Below are 18,300 nucleotides of genomic sequence, written 5' to 3' on the forward strand. Positions count from 1 at the left end.
CTAGCCTGCGCGTAAAACCGTATCTAAATCGCCTACTACAACGGGTAAAACGATAGTCTCGCCACCGCGCTTAACTTCGAAATCCAGGGTAGTACCTGGTAAAGTATTGGCCACAATGGACTGCACTTCAATGGCACTGTTAATGGTTGCTCCGTTAACACTGATCAGTACATCACTTACCTGAATTCCGGCTCTTGATGCCGGACTGCGGTTTTCTACGCCGGTAATGATCACGCCGGCGATTTCATGGTCGCTGCCTTGTAAGCCCGCATAACCGCGAATAACCCGGCCTTTGCTGATGATATCCTGCATTACTTTTTGCGCCATTTGCGAAGGTACTGCGAAAAATACGCCTGGTACGTCTTTAGGCTGACCGCCTTCTAAAATCTTATAGTTGGCGTTGTTAATGCCCACCAAATAACCATTGCTATCTACCAGTGCGCCACCCGAATTGCCCTGATTTAAGGTGGCGTCCATTTGGATAAAGTTTCTGTGGCTGGCGATGCCCAACTGGCTCACTTCCGAGCGACCTGTGGCACTGATTATGCCCTGTGTGATGGTCTGTCCCAGGTTGTAGGGGTTGCCAATAGCTAAAACCAGATCACCCACTTGAGTTTTGTTGCTATCTTCCAATTGCGGAATAACCGGAAGATTGTTGGCATTGATTTTTAACACCGCTAAATCGGTCAAAGGGTCAGAACCAATCACCTGAGCTTCGTAAATTCGGTTTTGTTCAGCAACGATGACCTCTATGGAGTCTGCCCCCGCGATTACGTGTAGACAGGTAAGGATGTAGCCGTTATCACTCATGATCACACCCGAACCCAATGAGGTTCGCTCGACTTCATTGTTGCGAAACAGAGCTGAGCGTCGAATGGTCTTTTGGCTGTAGATATTTACAACCGCCGGGGCGGAACGATTAATGGCTTCAGCAAAGCTGACTTTCTTAGGCATATCGCCGGGGAAAATCGTACTCATCTGGAGCTGGTTGCCATTGCGTAACTGAGGGATCAGCAATAATAAAATGACTGAAACGGCAACGCCCAACAAAATGGATTTAATGATAAAGATAATTGAGTTTTTCAAGCTAACCCCCGCGATTGTAGCGGGGCTTAGGATAGCATTGATTCAGTTTGAATCAACAAAGGATGTGCTTGAGCAGTGCCGGGGCACTGCTCATTTTGAGGAGCAAATGTTAGCGAATAACTACATACAAGGATGAATCACCGCGACGCACATTCAGTGCCAGCACACCTCGTTCAAAATCGTTGAGGTAGCGGCGCAGTTCAGCCACGTTGGTGATGCGATTGCGGTTAATACCAACAATAATATCGCCTTGCTCTAGTCCCAAACGATTAGCATATGAGCGAGGCTCGACTTCAGTCACTTCGACACCGGCTTCGCCGTCTTCTGTGGTGCCATCGGCAAAGGTGGCTCCCTGGAAGGCTGGGTGGATATCCTGAGCGGCTACATCAGATTCGGTTGAGTCATCCAGGGTAACGGTGACATCCAGTTCTTTGCCTTCGCGAATTACGCCAATTTCAACTTTGGCGCCTGCACCTAAGGTTGCGATTTTGGCTCTTAATTCACTGAAGCTGGATACGGGGCGACCGTTCAGTGAGACGATAACGTCACCCGCTTTAAGTCCGCCTTTATCAGCTGCTGAATCAGGTGAAACCTGACTGACATAAGCACCTTTGCTGACACTCAAGTCCATGGCTTCCGCCAGACCAGAGTCTACGTTACCACCTGTGATACCGAGCAGGCCTCGACGCACTTCACCGAACTGGATCAGTTGGTCGACTAAGCTTTTCATCATATTACTGGGGATGGCAAAACCAATGCCCACGTTGCCGCCCGTAGGAGCTACTATGGCAGTGTTAATGCCCACCAGTTGTCCCTTCAGGTTTACCAGCGCGCCACCAGAGTTACCTCGGTTAATCGCGGCGTCAGTTTGAATATAGTTTTCCAGGGCGTTGATACCCAAAGCAGAAGATCGGCTCAGGGCGCTGACGATGCCGGAAGTGACTGTCTGACCGATGCCGAATGGGTTACCAATCGCCACGACAAAGTCACCAACACGCAATTCGTCTGAGTCCGCTAGTTTTATGTCTACCAGTTTGTCTGCCTCAACTTTTAGCAGGGCAATGTCTGAATCTTTATCTTCACCCAGCTTTTTGGCTTCCAGTTCGCGACCATCACTGAGTAGCACGGTAATTTCATCGGCATTGTCCACCACGTGAGCATTAGTCACAATGTAGCCGTTTTCAGCATCGATGATGACGCCACTGCCAAGGCCGGTAAAAGGCTTTTCTTGTACCTGTTCTCTGGGGGAGTTAGGGCCGTAAAAATAGCGGAACAGGTCAGGAACCCGTTGGCGTATCTTTTGTGTGCCTTCCACGGAAATGCTGACTACAGCCGGGGTGGTTCTTTCCAACATGGGTGCCAGCGTTGGTACTTCATCATCGCCACCCAGAAAGGGTAGGGCGGCTTGGCTGGCTGAAGACAGTCCCACGACTAAACTTAGGCAGATGATTCGAGTCCAGGCGGACCAAATGCGCATTTTCATTGTTTCATTTTCTCCGATGATATAACTCTCATAAAGACATGAGCGACGCGCCTAAGTTCCTGAACCCCTGTGATTAAGATGTTTCAGAATGTTTTTTTGCGTCACCCGCGAACAGGCCAGATTGCCCTTCTGAATAGTCCAGAGGTTGGTAATCTGTGTTGCGTTCTTTTTTGGGTTCTTTCTTCTGCGTTTTCAAGTGCAAGGTCGCTTGCTGATGAAAGTACTCCAGCTGATTCAGCTCTTTATCTGTTGTGGTTTCATCAATTATCAGTTGATAGTGATTTAATTGCTCAGCCAGAACAGCACACTGCTCCTGAATTTTCCCCAAAGCCGATTGGGTTTCGGAGATATGAATGTTGGCTTGCTCTGCAATCAACTGTTTTTCTGACTTTTCTTTTGCTTCTTCGTTTGCTGATGGGCGCTTAGGCTCAAACAATGTCTTACCCACAAAGATGCCAATGCCGATACCGGCAACTAACAATACGATTCCGATTAACCAATCCATAATACACCTCGTTAACAACTCATTTGAGCATAACACAAATTTTCAAATTTCCGCGTAATTATGCGGCTGCACGGCGCGTTCAACAAGACTGACTTCTGCCAACCGCATATAAATTGTGCGTTAGTGTGCATTTTTTAATTGTAAGCGCATATAATCAGGCGTTTTTAAACTGAATCAACTAAACAGGATTGTCGTAACATGTTGCATATGACGCCGTGGCAAAAGTATCAACGCGATCTGGAGTCAGCAGATTTCCAATACGATTCGGCGCAGGAAAATGCAGTGAAAGAGCTGCAACGTTTATATGATGAGTTAACTCATCCAAAGCAAAAGAAAACCTGGCGGGTAAAAATTAAAGCGGCTTTTGGGAAAGGGATGAAAAAGCCCACGACTCAGGGGATTTATTTCTGGGGCGGCGTTGGACGCGGAAAAACCTATCTGGTGGATACTTTCTATGATTGTTTGCCGGGGGAGCGCAAAATGCGGGTGCATTTTCACCGTTTTATGCATCGTGTGCACAGTGAACTTAAAACCCTGGCAGGAAAATCTGACCCCCTCAAAATTGTTGCCAAACAGTTTGCCGATGAAACCGACATCATTTGTTTTGATGAGTTCTTTGTCTCAGATATTACCGATGCCATGATTTTAGGTACCCTGATGGAAGAATTGTTTGCGCAGGGCATTGTTTTGGTGGCTACCTCCAATATTGAACCTAAGGGCCTGTATCGCAACGGTTTACAACGGGCTCGATTTTTGCCCGCCATCGACTTAATTGAACAAAATACCCGTATTGTGAATGTCGATAGCGGCATTGATTACCGCTTGCGTACCCTGGAGCAGGCGGAAATTTATCACTACCCGCTGGATAGCGATGCCGACAAAAATTTGCATCGCTACTTTGGCCAGCTGGCTCCGGAATCATGTGAAAATGACGCGCTATTGAATATTGCCGGAAGGCAGGTTCAGGCGGTGCGCAATGCCGATGGCGTAGTGATGTTCGAATTTTCCGTTTTGTGTGGAGGGCCTCGCAGTCAGACCGATTACATGGAAATCAGTCGTTGTTATCATTCGGTTTTACTGGCTAGTGTTACCCAGATGAATCAACAGGTGGATGATATCGCCCGTCGTTTTATTGCCATGGTGGATGAGTTTTATGAGCGCAATGTTAAGCTGATTATTTCGGCAGATGTAGCAATCGATGAACTCTATACCGAAGGGCAGCTTTCTTTTGAGTTTAAGCGTTGCATCAGCCGGTTAAAGGAAATGCAGTCCCATGATTATCTGGCCACTGAACATTTGCCTTGATGTTGCCTGACTTCAGTCAGACAACGGCGTTGCGACTTAGCATTTTTGTTAGACAGCAGTCCAACCTGCTAAAAAGCTTAAAATTTAAACGTGCTTTTATGATTAAAATCTGTATAATTCGCGCCCTGCCCGTTAATGGCGCCAGGGAAAGTGCCGAGATTGAACCGACTCGAAGGGGTTTTTCGTTCAATATAAATGGCGACTGTTATCCGATTTGAGGTAACAGATTTTTTGAATCAAATCTTTTTGGGTAAAGATTAATGAAAACTTTTGTAGCAACACCAAGCACAATCAAACGTGAGTGGTTCGTGGTAGACGCCACAGACAAAACTTTAGGACGTTTAGCAACTGAGATTGCTCACCGTCTGCGTGGAAAGCATAAGCCAGAGTATACTCCTCACATGGATACTGGCGATTACATCGTTGTTGTTAACGTTGAAAAGCTGACCGTTACTGGTAACAAAGCTCAGAACAAGATGTACTACGCGCATACTGGTTATCCAGGTGGCCTGAAAGAGACTAACTTCTCTAAGTTACAGGCACACAAGCCAGAAATGATTTTAGAAAAAGCGGTTAAAGGCATGCTGCCCAAAGGTCCTTTGGGTCGTGCAATGTTCCGTAAATTGAAAGTTTACGCTGGTGCTGAGCATAATCATGTTGCTCAACAACCTACAGTGTTAGATATTTAAGGAGCATAGATAATGGCTGTAAATCAATATTATGGTACTGGACGTCGTAAAAGCTCTACTGCACGTGTATTTTTACGTGCGGGCACTGGCAACATCGTAGTTAACAAGCGTCCACTAGATGAGTTCTTTGGTCGTGAAACTGCGCGCATGGTTGTTCGTCAGCCGCTTGAGCTGGTTGAAATGAGCGACAAGTTTGACCTGTACGTTACTGTAAAAGGTGGCGGTATTAGTGGTCAGGCTGGCGCTATCCGTCACGGCATCACTCGTGCACTAATGGAATTCGACGAAACTTTACGTCCTGCATTGCGCAAAGCTGGCTTCGTTACTCGTGACGCTCGTCGCGTTGAACGTAAGAAAGTGGGTCTGCATAAAGCACGTAAGCGTCCACAATTCTCCAAGCGTTAATTATTTCGCTTTTTGTCAAAAACCCGACTTTATGTCGGGTTTTTCGTTTTTATTGCTACACTAATCTTTGTGTACGGCCAATCGATATCTCTTCATAAACTGGTTAAAAGCCTGTCAATCGTGACTAATTCGTTGTTTTGACCATGAATTCCTTGTGTTAAGTGTGGTTTTTCTTTTATCATTTTGGCCGACTTGGAAAAGCTTTATATTTACTTACAAATATCTGGCATTAAAACAATAACTCACTAAATCCGACCTCTGGAGTAAAGTGGATGAGCAATGCGCCCGTAGATAATGGCCGGCGTCGATTTCTGACAGTGTCTACCTGTGTGGTAGGTGGTGTTGGTGCAGTCGGAGCAGCCGTTCCTTTTATTGCTTCCTGGAATCCGAGCGCCCGCGCGAAAGCCGCCGGTGCCGATGTGGAAGTAGACATCAGTAAACTTGAACCCGGCCAACTTATGCGAGTTGAGTGGCGTTCAAAACCCGTGTGGATCGTACGTCGCACACAAGAGGTTTTGGATGCGTTGGCGGGGCATGAAGATCAGTTAAGAGATCCGAACTCAGAAGTTGAACAACAACCTGAATTTGCCAAAAACAGACACCGCTCATTGAAAGAAGAGTATCTGGTGTTGGTAGGTGTCTGTACTCACCTGGGTTGTTCTCCACAGCATCTTAAAGATGGTGCCTTTGCAGAGTACGTTGAAGGTGTTCCGGAAGGTTTCTTTTGTCCCTGCCATGGCTCTAAGTTTGATATGGCTGGCCGAGTATTCCAGAGCGTACCAGCGCCATCAAACCTTATGGTTCCGCCTTACCAGTTCCTGGATGACAACCGGGTATTAATCGGTTCAGAAGCGGAGGCAGCGTAAGATGTTTAAGAATCTACTCGACTGGATTGAATATCGAATCCCAATGATGCGCGTGGCAAACATGCACGCGATCCAATATCCGGCACCCAAAAATATGAATTTTTGGTATGTGTTCGGTTTCCTGGCCACTATCGTTTTAGTTAACCAGATCGTAACTGGTATCTGGTTAACCATGAACTTCGAACCTTCTGCAGAACGCGCCTTTGCTTCTGTTGAATATATCATGCGTGAAGTCGACTACGGTTGGATGTTGCGCTATATGCACTCCACGGGTGCTTCGGCGTTCTTCGTCGTGGTTTACATGCACATGTTCCGTGGCATGATTTATGGCTCCTATCAGAAACCGCGAGAGCTGATCTGGCTGTTCGGTATGTTTATCTATCTGGCATTGATGGCTGAAGCCTTCATGGGTTATGTATTGCCTTGGGGTCAGATGTCATACTGGGGTGCTCAGGTTATCGTATCCTTGTTTGGTGCTATTCCGGTAATTGGCCCTGATTTGGTGATATGGATCCAGGGGGATTACGTTATCTCTGGTGCCACGCTAAATCGATTCTTCGCCCTGCACGTTATCGCCTTACCTCTGGTAATCGTTATTCTGGTATTCCTGCACATTGTGGCATTGCACGAAGTGGGCTCGAACAACCCAGATGGCATCGACGTTAAGAAGCCAAAAGGCAGCTTAGCAGAAGAAGAGAAAACCGACTTTACCATCCATGAGTACTACACTAATCGCTATGATTATACTAAGGATGTGATTCCATTCTTCCCACATATCGTATTGAAAGACATGGTGGCCTTCTGTTTCTTCCTGGCGGCCTTTAGTTATGTCATGTTCTTTAATCCTGATATGGGCGGTTACTTCCTTGAGCATCCAAACTTTGAAATTGCTAACCCGCTGAAGACGCCTGAGCATATCTTCCCGGTTTGGTACTTCACGCCTTTCTACGCCATTTTGAAAGCTGTACCTGATAAGTTGCTGGGTGTAATTGCTATGTTCGCAGCCATTATCATGCTGGTTCTATTGCCCTGGATTGACCGCGGTAAAGTGCGCTCATGGCGCTACCGTTGTGGTATGCACAAATGGAATCTGATTGTGTTCGCGATTGTCTTTATCTTCCTTGGCTATCTGGGCGGTACGCCACAGGAAAACTGGAAGATTACTGCTTCGCAAATTGCGACTGTAATGTACTTTGGTTTCTTTGGTTTGCTGTGGTTATACAGTAAAAATGAAGACACCAAGCCATTACCAGAAAGGGTGACGAAATAATGATTAAGCAAATAAAAAATACCCTTATTGCTGCGCTGATTGCTGTTCCATCAATGGTATTTGCTGCTGGCAGCAATTACCCGCTTGATCATGCAGACTATGATTTAACTGACAAAGCCTCATTGCAAAATGGTGCCAAGTTATTCATGAACTACTGCCTGGGTTGTCACCAAATGCAGTATCAACGTTATCAACGCACCTTTAACGATTTGGGCATTCCTGAAGAGTTAGGTGAAGAATATCTGCAGTTTACCGGTGAGAAGGTTTCTGATTACATCAGTTCTGCAATGCCAACTGACTCGGCAGCTAAATGGTTTGGTGCGCCACCTCCAGATTTAACGCTGGTTGCCCGTGTACGTGGTGCGGACTGGCTGTACACATACCTGAGAACTTTCTATGTTGATGAAAGCCGCCCGTTCGGTGTTAACAACATGGTGTTCCCAGAAGTAGGTATGCCGCACGTACTGCAAGAGTTACAAGGTACACCTTCTAAAACCACCGAAAAACGCATGGTTGATGGTGAAATGGTGGACCGCTATGTTGGCATCAAAAGTGATGGTACTGGCGAGTTAAGCCCGTCTGAATACGATGCCGCAATGCTGGACCTGGTTAACTTCCTGGTATACACCGGGGAACCTATGCAGCTTGAGCGCAAAGCTATTGGTAAATGGGTACTGGTATTTATTTTGGTACTGTTCGTATTTGTTTACCTGTTGAAGAAAGATTATTGGAGAGAAGTGCATTAATCTTGCTTCAAATCGTGTAAAATAAAAAAGGGGCAACGCTGCCCCTTTTTGTGTTTAGTTTTGAGAGTTAGCGTCTCGCAATACTGGCCTCTTAAAGAGATGGGCAGTGAACAGATTGAGTTTTGTGGAGGATAATGAATGGCGGTAGCCACTAACAAACGTTCTATTATGACGTTGTTTTCGGACACCCTGGATATTTACAGTCATCAGGTGCGTATCGTGCTTGCTGAGAAAGGTGTCGCAGTTGAGATTAATTATGCAGATCCCAACAATCTGCCGGAAGATTTATTGCAACTGAACCCCTATGGTACTGTGCCGACCCTCATCGACAGAGAATTGGTGTTGTACACTGCGCATATCATTATGGAATATCTGGATGAGCGTTTTCCTCACCCGCCATTGATGCCGGTTTACCCTGTTTCTCGTGGTCAAAGCCGTCTGATGATGCACCGCATCGAAAATGACTGGTACACAGTGGCAGAAAAAATCATGAAAGCCGAAGGCGACGTGCAGGCCCACCGCAACGAATTGCGTGAGTCAATTCTGGCATTGGCGCCGCTGTTCGCTGAGCAGCCTTATTTCATGAGTGAAGAGTTCAGCCTGGTAGATTGCTACCTGGCACCGTTGTTATGGCGTTTACCTGCTCTGGGTATTGAGCTGAATGGCAACGGCAGCCGTGAAGTGAAAAACTACATGAACCGTGTTTTCGAACGTGAGTCATTTAAAGCATCTTTGACCGATCAGGAACGTGAAATTCACAATCCTCTGTAATGGTTAAATGGTAAAGCGACAGTGAATATGACATCAAATCGACCCTATCTGATTCGAGCTTATTACGAATGGATAGTGGATAACAAACTTACTCCACATTTGGTAGTTGATGCTACCTTTAACGGAGTGATAGTGCCTGAAGACTATGTCAAAGATGGCCAAATCGTACTCAATGTTTCTCCGTCTGCCTGCGGTAATTTGCTGATTGGTGAGGTGGATATTGAGTTTGATGCCAGGTTTGCTGGAGTACCAAGACATCTGGTGGTGCCTGCAAGCGCTGTACTGGCCATCTATGCCAGAGAGAATGGCGCCGGTACTATGTTTCCAAGAGAAGAGAAACACGGTCAGACTGAAACTGCAGACACTGAGTTGGAGACGGTAAAGTCTGAACTTAAAGATGCCGGATCGGATGATAACAATGATGACGATCCGCCAAAACCACCAAGGGGTCGTCCCACTTTGAAAGTGGTTAAATAATTGCTAAAGGCGCCTCGGGCGCCTTTTGTTTTTGCGCGACAGTTATCGGAGACTGCAATGTCAAGCATAAGGCGCTTTTTAATGGCCCTGTTGCCGCTACAGGCGGTATTCTCGGTTATTGCGGTGTTGGCCTTAGTTACTGTGCTCTATATCCTCATAATCGGCAACAGCGATCTTGAAACCTGGCTATTACCTCTTGTTATGTTATTCGCCTGGTGCGCATCCCTTAGTTTTACTCTCAGTGGACATCGCTTCCTGCAAGGCGCTAGTCAGCCTGAGACATTCTGGCAGAAGCTAAAGCTTAAACTGGTAACAGGGATGGTCTGGCTACTGGAGTTGTTATTTATTCTTACCTGCGCGGTGTTGTTGTGGTTGAGTGTGCGGGCTATCACGATGTTGTTTTAGTTTTATTTGTCACATCGGCTGTTAGAAAACTCAAACTCACTGCTGCTCAAAGTCATTATTAACAATGAATATTAACGTCAGAATCAGTCAACAGCAGGCGTTTGGACCCTGGCTTGCTGTACCATCTTGCCCTGTCAAAGTGCCTTTTGACGGTGGTTAATGAGTTACTTGTCACCACAGTTAAAAAATTCAAAGCCATTGCAATTGACATAGCTTTTAGGTCTCAGGGGGATTTTAGATAAGCATTTGAGCGCGACTTTTCTGTTGGCCTGGCTACATATAGACAGGCCATATATGGTGTTACATACAGAAAGCCACCACTAATCCTCAGAGTATCAAAGCCAAACTTCTGCCTCAATGCCAACAACTCGAGGTGCATCAAGTGGGCCGTAAAAGAGCCCGTCGGAGCCAAAAGCTAAGTTTTCAATAGCGAGACCACTAGCGCGACGTTCGTTGGTGAGGTTTTCACCAAATAGCCGAATGGCGTACTTTCCATTGTCGTAACCCAATTGCATGTTAAGCGTGGTTACGGCATCTTGAATTGCGTCCCCTCGCGACCTTAGTGCGGTTTCGCCAATAAAACCTACTTCAGCACGCGCATATAGGTTGTTGTCCCATTCGTAATGTATTGATATTCCAGCATCGTAGTCAGGTACAAATTGAATGGATTGTCCCTTTACGTTTAGTGATTCGGTTAGTTGAAGGTTGTCGTACTCTGCGTCAACTACGCCTAGATGAGCGTTAATTGAAAACGGATCAATTGGGTGCCAGCTCATCTCAAATTCAATACCTCGGCTTTTAATTGAAGCATTCGAACTTATGTAGTCAGAGCTAATAGGGCGACCGTAGGCGTCTGTGGCAATCTGAATTTCTTGCCAGTTATCTGAATTTATATTAAAAATCGCACCCGACATGCGAAGTTTGTTGTTATTTGCTTGCCACTTGAAGCCTATTTCCTGGCTGACCAATGTTTCGCTATCGTAGGTAAGTACGCTGTCATCAACAACACCTTCTTGTACCGCTGTGAGGTTGAAGCCGCCAGGGATATAGCCTTTGGAAACAGAAGCATGTACTGAGAAGTTTTCATGAATTTGATACAACACGGATAGTCTTGGTAACCATGCATCGAAAGATTTCGATAAATCGGCGTCTTGATATGTTGTTACTATTCCTAAACCCAGATCTAGTTCACCTGCGGTCTGTACGGCATTTCGTTTTGCGTTGTCGTACCTCAGCCCTGCACCTAACTTAAACTTAGGTGACAAGTACCAATTCAATGACCCAAAAATACTTGAGTCTTCGCCATCTTTGTATTGGACCGGTGCAGATAGGTAACTGTCGAGATTTCCTGTTCCAATAAATGTCGCTTTGGTATTGTCTTCAGACTCTGCATAGTAAGCGACTCCTATAATGTAGTCGAAGGTGTCGCTACTCGGGGATGTATAGCGCAGCTCCATGTTTTTAAAGCTTCGACTTTTAATTTCACGTCCAGAAACAACAGGCATAGCAGTTAGGTCAAAATCCAGTCCTTTAGCGTCCTCTTCAAGGGTTCTGTACGACGCGGCAAAATCAATAGTACCTCGGTTTAGCTGGTAATTCGCACTCACACCTGCAACAAGCTCTTCTTCAGTGGTGTATTTAGGTGCATCTTCAAGTATTGACCAGTCGTCTAACTTAACTCCTCCGTTAAAAAAATCAGCATAGAATTGGTTGTACAGTTCTACATTTAGAGGTGCGTATTGTTGATCGAATATGCCAGGAGCGTCTGAGTCCAGATAATAAGTCGTAGTCTTAACGGAGATTTTGTCTGTTGGCTGCCACGTTAAACGGCCTTGAAGAAAATTATCGCGTACGTGGCCACTGTCGCTGGTAGAGCTTGCCAGGTTCTCAACGTAGGCGTCTTCATATGCACTGCTAAATGCCAATGAGCCTGTTAGAGTGTCTTCCATTAATGTACCAGACACAAATCCTGAGCTTTCATAACCATGACCCGATGGATATTGCTTTGCTGTTAGTCTGAAGTTTCGTTCAATATGTTCGGTGGGCTGTTTAGTGTTTACAATGATCAATCCAGACTCGGAATTGGCACCGTAAAGCGTACCTTGTGGCCCTCGAAGCACTTCGATGGACTCAATTTGATTGAGCACTGAGTTGTTGAGTTCTCGAAATGGGATACCGTCTATGTATACGGCAGCTCTATTTACAATAAATGGATTGGACTCGACCCCACGTATCGTAATGTAAATACTGCCACGTTGCCCAGCCTCATTGAACTGTACATTGGGGGCAAGGTCGTCTATTCGACTAAAATCCCGAAGACGAGCCTGGTCGATGAGTTCGGCACCAATCACGGTTATTGAAAGGTCTGATTCCATCAGATCTGTATTGCGCTTCGATCCTTGCACTGTAATGCGTTCAATCGAAGATTCTTGTGTGCCTTCTTGATTTGCAAAAGTTAACCCACTAAAAGGTATTAAAATTAACCCAGCAGTAATAGGGGCTATAAGTAGATTCACAGGTTTGTGAATGTTCATGAATATGACTCCAAAACAGCGCTCGTCTTCCAAAACACATCTATCATTTTTGAGACTTTCAAAAGACTAATTTTTCAAGGGGATGAAGTGTATGAACTCTCCTTAATTCTACCGCTCCAAAATCACGAAAAGCTCCATTTTTGATTTAATATTGTGTTATAACATTACTCTTTTAGAGGAGAGGATATGGTGACAGGTAGCGAGATTATTGACAGCCTCACCCAGGAATATGCGTCCCGTTCAGTCGTCAGTAATAACGACCAAAGCGTAATTCTAATGCGCTCTGTGCTCCCAGCTGTAAGTGGAAATGTAGATGCTGGTGTGTACCTAAAAATTGGGCTTTGTATGTCCGCGGGAGGCAGGGTGCAATTTGGTCATCGTGAATGGCAATGGAAGCGGGGTACTATACTTATCACTGCGCCGCATGAAGATGCCCCTTTTCGTTCACCGGAAGTTGATATGATTGGCATCGCTATTAAGGTCGATGGCAGCACTGAGCATATTCCGCAGCTATCGACGTTATTACCCATCAGAAAGTATCTATCCAGAGTGGTGGAAGATCCAATCATTTCATCGGTACTTATCGCGCTCTGGCATTGTGCTGAACAGTATGGTGCTGATCAAAAGTTTATTATTGAGGGTGTGACGATACTTTTAAACAGGTTGGTGAAAGTTACTGAGAATAGAAGTTATAAATCAAACTTTTATAAACTAAGTTCATTGCAGCTAGAAAAAATAAACCAGTTCATTGATAACCGATTGGAACAAGCGTTTGATTCCACTGACTTGGCCAACCATCTTGGACTGAATACCGGACAACTGGGGCGGGCGTTAAAAGCCGTTACTGGTGATACAACGTCAAAATATGTACTTAAGCGGCGTATGAACGAGGCTAAGAAAAAGCTTTTGGCGGGCGTTAGTGTTACCGATGTTTCTATGTCTGTTGGTTACAACAACCCCAGTAAATTTTCATCTGCATTCAAGCGACTTGTTGGTTGCTCACCTTCGCAATGGAAACAAGCAAATCAGGCGGACTTTAGTGACCAGTTTTGCTAACGTGCGAGATGCGCTGATGCTATCTTTCGACTACTTTTTATATCGGTGGTGAACCTGTAACGATGTTAAATATGGCGAATCTTATAAATACCACCAGTTTTGATAGACGTTAGTCTTCAACCCTGGTGAATGGAGAAATTTACGATGAAGCTCATAAAGGAATTACGGTAGGAATTACGGTGACACCCATTTTAAATTTGTACGCCCGATAGCGGTCAGACTGACAGTAACACCTTCCTCAATTGCGTTTGAGGCCAGTGCAAAAGACTTTTGCACCCTAGCATCGATAGACGTTAAATCAAAAGAAATTAAATCAGATACTAGTGGCATGGCGTCTCTTTGGGGTTTGGTTGTTAGTTTTTGGCGAAATTAGATTACCTGCTCAGAGAGACGCCTGCCAGGTTCAATTCAAATATTTATGGGGAGCCTTAGGGTTGAAACCCGACCTGCAGGATTCTCCGTGCATGGGAGTGCTGACACTGGTTAGCTAAAACCCATCAATTAAGAGGTCTATACCTGCTTTGATGGAATTTCTAAGGTGAGAAAGATCTGTATTTTCACGGGTCTTGAGAAAACGCTTCGATACTGTTGCAATATCCAACAAATCAACAAAGTAATCTTGATTATCTATCCTACAAGGTATTTGTAAATCCTTGACCAGGCGTCTGCTTTGTGAAGATTTTATTGGGGCAATTAAGATGCTTTCAACGTCATTGAAAACAGTGTTTGTGAGTATAACTACAAGTGAAGATGAATAAGAACAGACTGTAAATTGCTCAATCATCTAACTGCCCAATCATTTCTGAAAATGTACCTGACTTTTTAATTTCCTCATTGTGTTGAGTGATTGCGTCAGAGTTCTCCGCCAGCCATTTTTCTTTTCGTTTTTTGGCTACGGCTAGCGACAGCGCATTCTCAAAGACTTCTGAAAGTTTAATATCAAGACTTTTGGCTTCATTTAAAAGGTTACGATTGATAGTGGTATTACAAGAGATTTTTTGCCGCACAGGGATATACCAAAATTGACAAACTTAATATAAATTATGCGCGTAATAAATGCGCATGGCAAGTGGGCGCTTGGTGCGTACTGTAAAGTTCCGTGATCTGATGCGATTTTTCAGATAGACGATCCTCAATTTTGTAGGTCTGGACTTCAGTCCGACAAAAGATCTAAATTTAACCATCGTCGTCGGGTTGAAACCCGACCTACAAACCGACAAGAGGTTTAAATTCAAAACACCGTCGTCGGGTTGAAACCCGACCTACAAGGCGACAAAAGTTAGCAGTCCGGCATTAAAGTGGAATTCATTTCTATGGAATTAATGAATCGGCCGTTATCAATTAATTTCAAAAACACTGAAAACTTTGCTGACACCACTGATGTTTCTGACCACTTCAATGGCTTTTTGGGCTTCTGCTTCGCTGACAATTCCCATTAAAAAGACTTCAGAATCTTCTACTATCACATCGATTTTAAGTGAGTTGACTTCTTTGTTGGCCAGTAAATTGGTTCTGACTTTAGATGACAGCCAGACGTCGTGAGCCTGAGTGGAAACCGCTGTTGAGTTGGCTATTCGGATTTGGTTGTGGACGGTTACTACATCAGCTGTGGCGGCAGCCACTCGCTCTGCTTCGGCTTTGATATTGCTGTTTTGTGCCTGGCCAGTCAGCAGCACCGCGCCGTTGTATACATGCACATTAACATTGGCATTTTTTTCAATGGCCGGCGTGTTGGAAAGGGCGCTTCTGATTTTTGTGGCATAGGTGGTGTCATCAATTTGCGCGCCCAGTGATCTGGGATCTTCATTGACAGTAATGGTACTTACTGCAGCTCCCCCAACTAACACGGCAGCGCAGCCAGACAACAACCAAACAGAACCTAGCAGTAACAAAAGTTTCTTCATTAAACGCCCCTTTATTTATATTTATTCGTCGTGATGAGCTGGAAACAGACTATCGTCGATCACTTCGCACAGGTTATGGATAACTAACAAGTGAACCTCCTGGATTCGCGCGGTGCGATTGGATGGGACACGGATCTCTACATCATTGGCACCCAGTAAACCGGCCATTTCACCACCGTCTTTACCGGTTAAGGCGATGATTTTCATGTCTCTGCTAACCGCCGCTTCCATGGCTTTGATGACGTTGCGCGAGTTGCCGCTGGTTGATATGGCTAGCAGAATATCCCCAGGTTGACCTAATGCCCGCACCTGTTTGGAAAAGACTTCGTCGTAACTGTAATCATTGGCAATCGAAGTGATGGTGGAGGGGTCGGTAGTCAGCGCCATTGCTGGCAGGCTGGGGCGGTCGCGTTCGTAACGGTTTAACAGCTCTGAAGAAAAGTGCTGGGCATCGCCAGCGGAACCACCGTTACCACAGGACAGTATTTTGTTACCGTTCATCAGTGCCTGCACTAATATACCGCCGGCAGTCAGGATCACTTCGGGAAGTGTTTCAGCTGCTGCAATTTTAGTTTGAATAGATTCTGTGAAGTTTGCTTTAATTTGTTCGATCATTGCTTATTTCTCGTTTATTCGACGCATTGGTACCAATTTATCACGTCGTCATTAATTGCCACCAAATCCATTCTAAAATTGGTGATTTCAGGATTTAACCCTTCATTGGTAAGCCAGTGCAAAACAGACTTATGTAATTTCTTTTGCTTGCTTCGGGTATACTGCTCTTCTGCCGTGCCGAACTCGCTGGAGGCTCTGGATTTTACCTCAACGAAGACCAGTTGCTCACCTTGCCGGAAAATAAGATCAATTTCTCCCCATTTACAATGGTAGTTTGCCTCGCAAAACGTTAACCCTTGCTTAATCAGGTAACGCCGGGCTGCTTTTTCCGCTCGTATTCCATTGAGGCGAGCTTTCAGGCCACTAATCACTTTCAAGTATTATGACTTCCTGTTCTGTGAATTGAGCGGCCGAGATTTGTCTTTCCGTTTGGTTGAGATGATTAAGGGTAATTTTGCCCGTGAGGCCTTGCCATGACTGATTTTCCAGTTGTGCTAACAAGGGTAAATAGGGCGCCATATTAAAGGCGTCATAACCCATGGCAAATAGTCGCTGCAGCGCATCCCGACGCCCCGGCCACAGTTTGTCAGTGTGTTTTTGCAACCAGGCATACTGAGGCTCTCCCAGCATCCAGGGCATCTCAATAAAATATAGATTGCGTAAATCCCGAAGGTCATTATTGCTCAGGTTACGGCTGAAACTTCTGGAAGTGGCATAAACCGGGATGATCTCCGCGAAAGGGCTAATACTGGCCTCAATCAATGGATTAATTAATTCTGTTTGGGTTGTGTTTGCCAAAATAATTATGGCGTCGATATCACGGCGATTGCGCTCAAAGGTATGTAGTTCGGGACGCAGCAGATTGCTGATTTGAGCCACGCGCGCTTTACTATCGGTTAGCGCCAGGATGTCATTCACCCCTTTTCTGACGTCGTTGTTATCGGCAAAGTTAAGCGTCACCGGCGTTTTGCCGTTGTACTTTTGCCATTCTTCAATGAAGGCTATTTTCATGCGCTGATATGTGGTGTTTTCCGCCGCAATTAACATTGGCTGTTGAATACCTCTTGCACGCAGACTTTGAGCGATTTGTACCGCCTCGTCTTCAGGCGCGAGAGAGTAGTAATATTGCTCTGCCTGTTTATAGGCGTTTTCGGTTCGATTTAAAAACAACACCGGCAAGCCATCCGGTATCAGAGGCTGAATCAGGTCAATGTTTTCTTTGAGCAGTGGACCAATTACCAAATCATACCCTGTGAAATCTAACGTGGGAGGTGCGCTGTCAGACCACATTTGGGTGTCCACAAAGTCCAGATCCCGCTCTGTATAGTTCGATGAATAATTAGCGGCCAGGATACCTTCTTTGATGGCTTCGCCCTGCGCTTGTCTTTGGCCCGACAATGGCAGTAATACCAAAACCTTCTGAAAACTGGTTTTAGGATGCCCTATTGCCTGCGCCAGATTATCCGGAAGCTCACTGGCAAACGGGTGATTGCGAAATCGGTTTTGCCAGGCAGAAAGCTGAGCGTCCACTTTGCCATCAGCCTGAGTTAACTGTCTTTGAATGGACAGCAACTGCAATAGCGGATTAAGACGACTTATTTCCTTCAGGTAGGTTTCCACTTCCTGGTCTGACAGCTTTTGCAATATTGCCCAGATTTCGAGTTCAGTTGCACGTCCGGATTCTGAACTTATCGCCAGAGAGTTGGCCGCTTGCCACCATCTACCGGAAGTAATAAACAGTTGATGTAGCATTTCGTGTTTGGGTTGCATCCAACGAGGGTCATCCGCAAGGTTGAGCAACAGGCTTTCCGCCGCAACAAAATTATTGAGTTGCATATAACACTGAGTCCGGATCAGGCTGAGTTGCTGTTGTTGTTCGCTGGACAGTTGCTGTTGTTCTGCCACCAGTTCAGCGATATCAATGGCTTTAGCGCAATTACTTTCAGCAACATTGGAAACCAACTCAATTAAATAGGGTTCTGGAGAGTCAGATTGCTGGGCAAGAGCTAGTAAATCTTCCGGTGACCGGGAGGTGTCACTGGAAATTGACTGGATCGGACTTCGCTTTACCGATGTGGTTTTCTCTGGTGTGCTGCCACAACCGGTTAACAGCAATAGCAGAATCAGATAACTCAATAATTTGTTTTGCAACATAGATAACCACAAAATAAAGCGAATAGTTT

General features: G+C 45.4%; 21 protein-coding genes. 10 read left to right on the forward strand and 11 right to left on the reverse strand.

Annotation, left to right across the window (positions count from 1 at the left end; translation table 11 throughout):
- The 3 genes from ACXAD8_RS19445 to ACXAD8_RS19455 form a co-directional block, all read right to left on the reverse strand.
- Positions 1-1,086, reverse strand: a complete 1,086-nt coding sequence (locus ACXAD8_RS19445; RefSeq protein ID WP_475231617.1) for a trypsin-like peptidase domain-containing protein — start codon at positions 1,084-1,086, stop codon at positions 1-3.
- A gap of 109 nt (positions 1,087-1,195) precedes the next feature.
- On the reverse strand, positions 1,196-2,569 hold the full coding sequence (locus ACXAD8_RS19450) for a DegQ family serine endoprotease (RefSeq protein WP_475231619.1): 1,374 nt from the start codon (positions 2,567-2,569) through the stop codon (positions 1,196-1,198).
- Between the two features lie 73 nt (positions 2,570-2,642).
- Complete coding sequence (locus ACXAD8_RS19455) at positions 2,643-3,074, reverse strand: ZapG family protein (RefSeq protein WP_475231621.1); 432 nt, start codon at positions 3,072-3,074, stop codon at positions 2,643-2,645.
- Positions 3,075-3,281: 207 nt separating this feature from the next.
- Here ACXAD8_RS19455 and zapE point away from each other — a divergent pair, with 207 nt between their 5' ends.
- The 9 genes from zapE to ACXAD8_RS19500 all read left to right on the forward strand — a co-directional run bounded on the left by zapE (position 3,282) and on the right by ACXAD8_RS19500 (position 10,008).
- Positions 3,282-4,379, forward strand: a complete 1,098-nt coding sequence (zapE, locus tag ACXAD8_RS19460; RefSeq protein ID WP_475233029.1) for a cell division protein ZapE — start codon at positions 3,282-3,284, stop codon at positions 4,377-4,379.
- A 260-nt stretch (positions 4,380-4,639) separates the two neighbouring features.
- Complete coding sequence (rplM, locus tag ACXAD8_RS19465; RefSeq protein WP_475231623.1) at positions 4,640-5,068, forward strand: 50S ribosomal protein L13; 429 nt, start codon at positions 4,640-4,642, stop codon at positions 5,066-5,068.
- A gap of 12 nt (positions 5,069-5,080) precedes the next feature.
- The gene (rpsI, locus tag ACXAD8_RS19470; protein ID WP_229528133.1) at positions 5,081-5,473 is read left to right on the forward strand and encodes a 30S ribosomal protein S9; all 393 of its coding nucleotides are present in this window, start codon (positions 5,081-5,083) and stop codon (positions 5,471-5,473) included.
- Positions 5,474-5,745: 272 nt separating this feature from the next.
- Positions 5,746-6,339, forward strand: a complete 594-nt coding sequence (gene petA / locus ACXAD8_RS19475) for a ubiquinol-cytochrome c reductase iron-sulfur subunit (protein WP_475231625.1) — start codon at positions 5,746-5,748, stop codon at positions 6,337-6,339.
- Between the two features lies 1 nt (position 6,340).
- On the forward strand, positions 6,341-7,609 hold the full coding sequence (locus tag ACXAD8_RS19480) for a cytochrome b (protein ID WP_475231626.1): 1,269 nt from the start codon (positions 6,341-6,343) through the stop codon (positions 7,607-7,609).
- Positions 7,609-8,355 carry a cytochrome c1 gene (locus ACXAD8_RS19485; protein ID WP_475231628.1) on the forward strand — a complete coding sequence of 249 codons (747 nt, stop codon included), beginning with the start codon at positions 7,609-7,611 and terminating at the stop codon, positions 8,353-8,355. The genes ACXAD8_RS19480 and ACXAD8_RS19485 overlap by 1 nt, the downstream gene beginning before the upstream one ends.
- Positions 8,356-8,493: 138 nt before the next feature.
- Entirely contained in the window at positions 8,494-9,126 is a 633-nt protein-coding gene (gene sspA / locus ACXAD8_RS19490; RefSeq protein ID WP_475231630.1) for a stringent starvation protein SspA, read from the forward strand.
- Between the two features lie 27 nt (positions 9,127-9,153).
- The gene (locus ACXAD8_RS19495) at positions 9,154-9,603 is read left to right on the forward strand and encodes a ClpXP protease specificity-enhancing factor (protein ID WP_475231631.1); all 450 of its coding nucleotides are present in this window, start codon (positions 9,154-9,156) and stop codon (positions 9,601-9,603) included.
- Positions 9,604-9,660: 57 nt separating this feature from the next.
- Positions 9,661-10,008 (forward strand): hypothetical protein, encoded by a 348-nt coding sequence (locus ACXAD8_RS19500; RefSeq protein WP_475231633.1) that lies wholly within the window; start codon positions 9,661-9,663, stop codon positions 10,006-10,008.
- A gap of 335 nt (positions 10,009-10,343) precedes the next feature.
- Here ACXAD8_RS19500 and ACXAD8_RS19505 read toward each other — a convergent pair whose 3' ends face one another.
- Positions 10,344-12,542, reverse strand: coding sequence for a TonB-dependent receptor (locus ACXAD8_RS19505; RefSeq protein WP_475231634.1), 2,199 nt, complete (start codon positions 12,540-12,542; stop codon positions 10,344-10,346).
- 186 nt (positions 12,543-12,728) lie between these two features.
- On the opposite strand from ACXAD8_RS19505, the gene ACXAD8_RS19510 reads away from it, so the two are divergent.
- The gene (locus ACXAD8_RS19510) at positions 12,729-13,598 is read left to right on the forward strand and encodes a helix-turn-helix domain-containing protein (RefSeq protein WP_475231635.1); all 870 of its coding nucleotides are present in this window, start codon (positions 12,729-12,731) and stop codon (positions 13,596-13,598) included.
- Between the two features lie 174 nt (positions 13,599-13,772).
- Here ACXAD8_RS19510 and ACXAD8_RS19515 read toward each other — a convergent pair whose 3' ends face one another.
- From ACXAD8_RS19515 to ACXAD8_RS19545, 7 genes are all read right to left on the reverse strand, one after another.
- A complete protein-coding gene (locus ACXAD8_RS19515; RefSeq protein ID WP_475231637.1) occupies positions 13,773-13,928 on the reverse strand; it encodes a hypothetical protein in 156 nt (51 codons plus the stop codon).
- Between the two features lie 157 nt (positions 13,929-14,085).
- Positions 14,086-14,382: a CcdB family protein gene (locus ACXAD8_RS19520; protein ID WP_475231639.1), complete on the reverse strand. Its 297-nt coding sequence runs from the start codon at positions 14,380-14,382 to the stop codon at positions 14,086-14,088.
- Positions 14,375-14,605 carry a type II toxin-antitoxin system CcdA family antitoxin gene (locus tag ACXAD8_RS19525; RefSeq protein ID WP_475231640.1) on the reverse strand — a complete coding sequence of 77 codons (231 nt, stop codon included), beginning with the start codon at positions 14,603-14,605 and terminating at the stop codon, positions 14,375-14,377. The genes ACXAD8_RS19520 and ACXAD8_RS19525 overlap by 8 nt, the downstream gene beginning before the upstream one ends.
- A 330-nt stretch (positions 14,606-14,935) precedes the next feature.
- Positions 14,936-15,502, reverse strand: a complete 567-nt coding sequence (locus tag ACXAD8_RS19530; protein ID WP_475231642.1) for a BON domain-containing protein — start codon at positions 15,500-15,502, stop codon at positions 14,936-14,938.
- A gap of 21 nt (positions 15,503-15,523) precedes the next feature.
- The gene (locus ACXAD8_RS19535; RefSeq protein ID WP_475231644.1) at positions 15,524-16,117 is read right to left on the reverse strand and encodes a phosphoheptose isomerase; all 594 of its coding nucleotides are present in this window, start codon (positions 16,115-16,117) and stop codon (positions 15,524-15,526) included.
- A 14-nt stretch (positions 16,118-16,131) separates the two neighbouring features.
- Entirely contained in the window at positions 16,132-16,488 is a 357-nt protein-coding gene (locus tag ACXAD8_RS19540) for a YraN family protein (RefSeq protein WP_475233030.1), read from the reverse strand.
- On the reverse strand, positions 16,481-18,271 hold the full coding sequence (locus ACXAD8_RS19545) for a penicillin-binding protein activator (RefSeq protein WP_475231646.1): 1,791 nt from the start codon (positions 18,269-18,271) through the stop codon (positions 16,481-16,483). The genes ACXAD8_RS19540 and ACXAD8_RS19545 overlap by 8 nt, the downstream gene beginning before the upstream one ends.
- Between the last annotated feature and the right edge of the window lie 29 nt (positions 18,272-18,300).

This window comes from Planctobacterium sp. AWH2_060 (assembly GCF_056158425.1).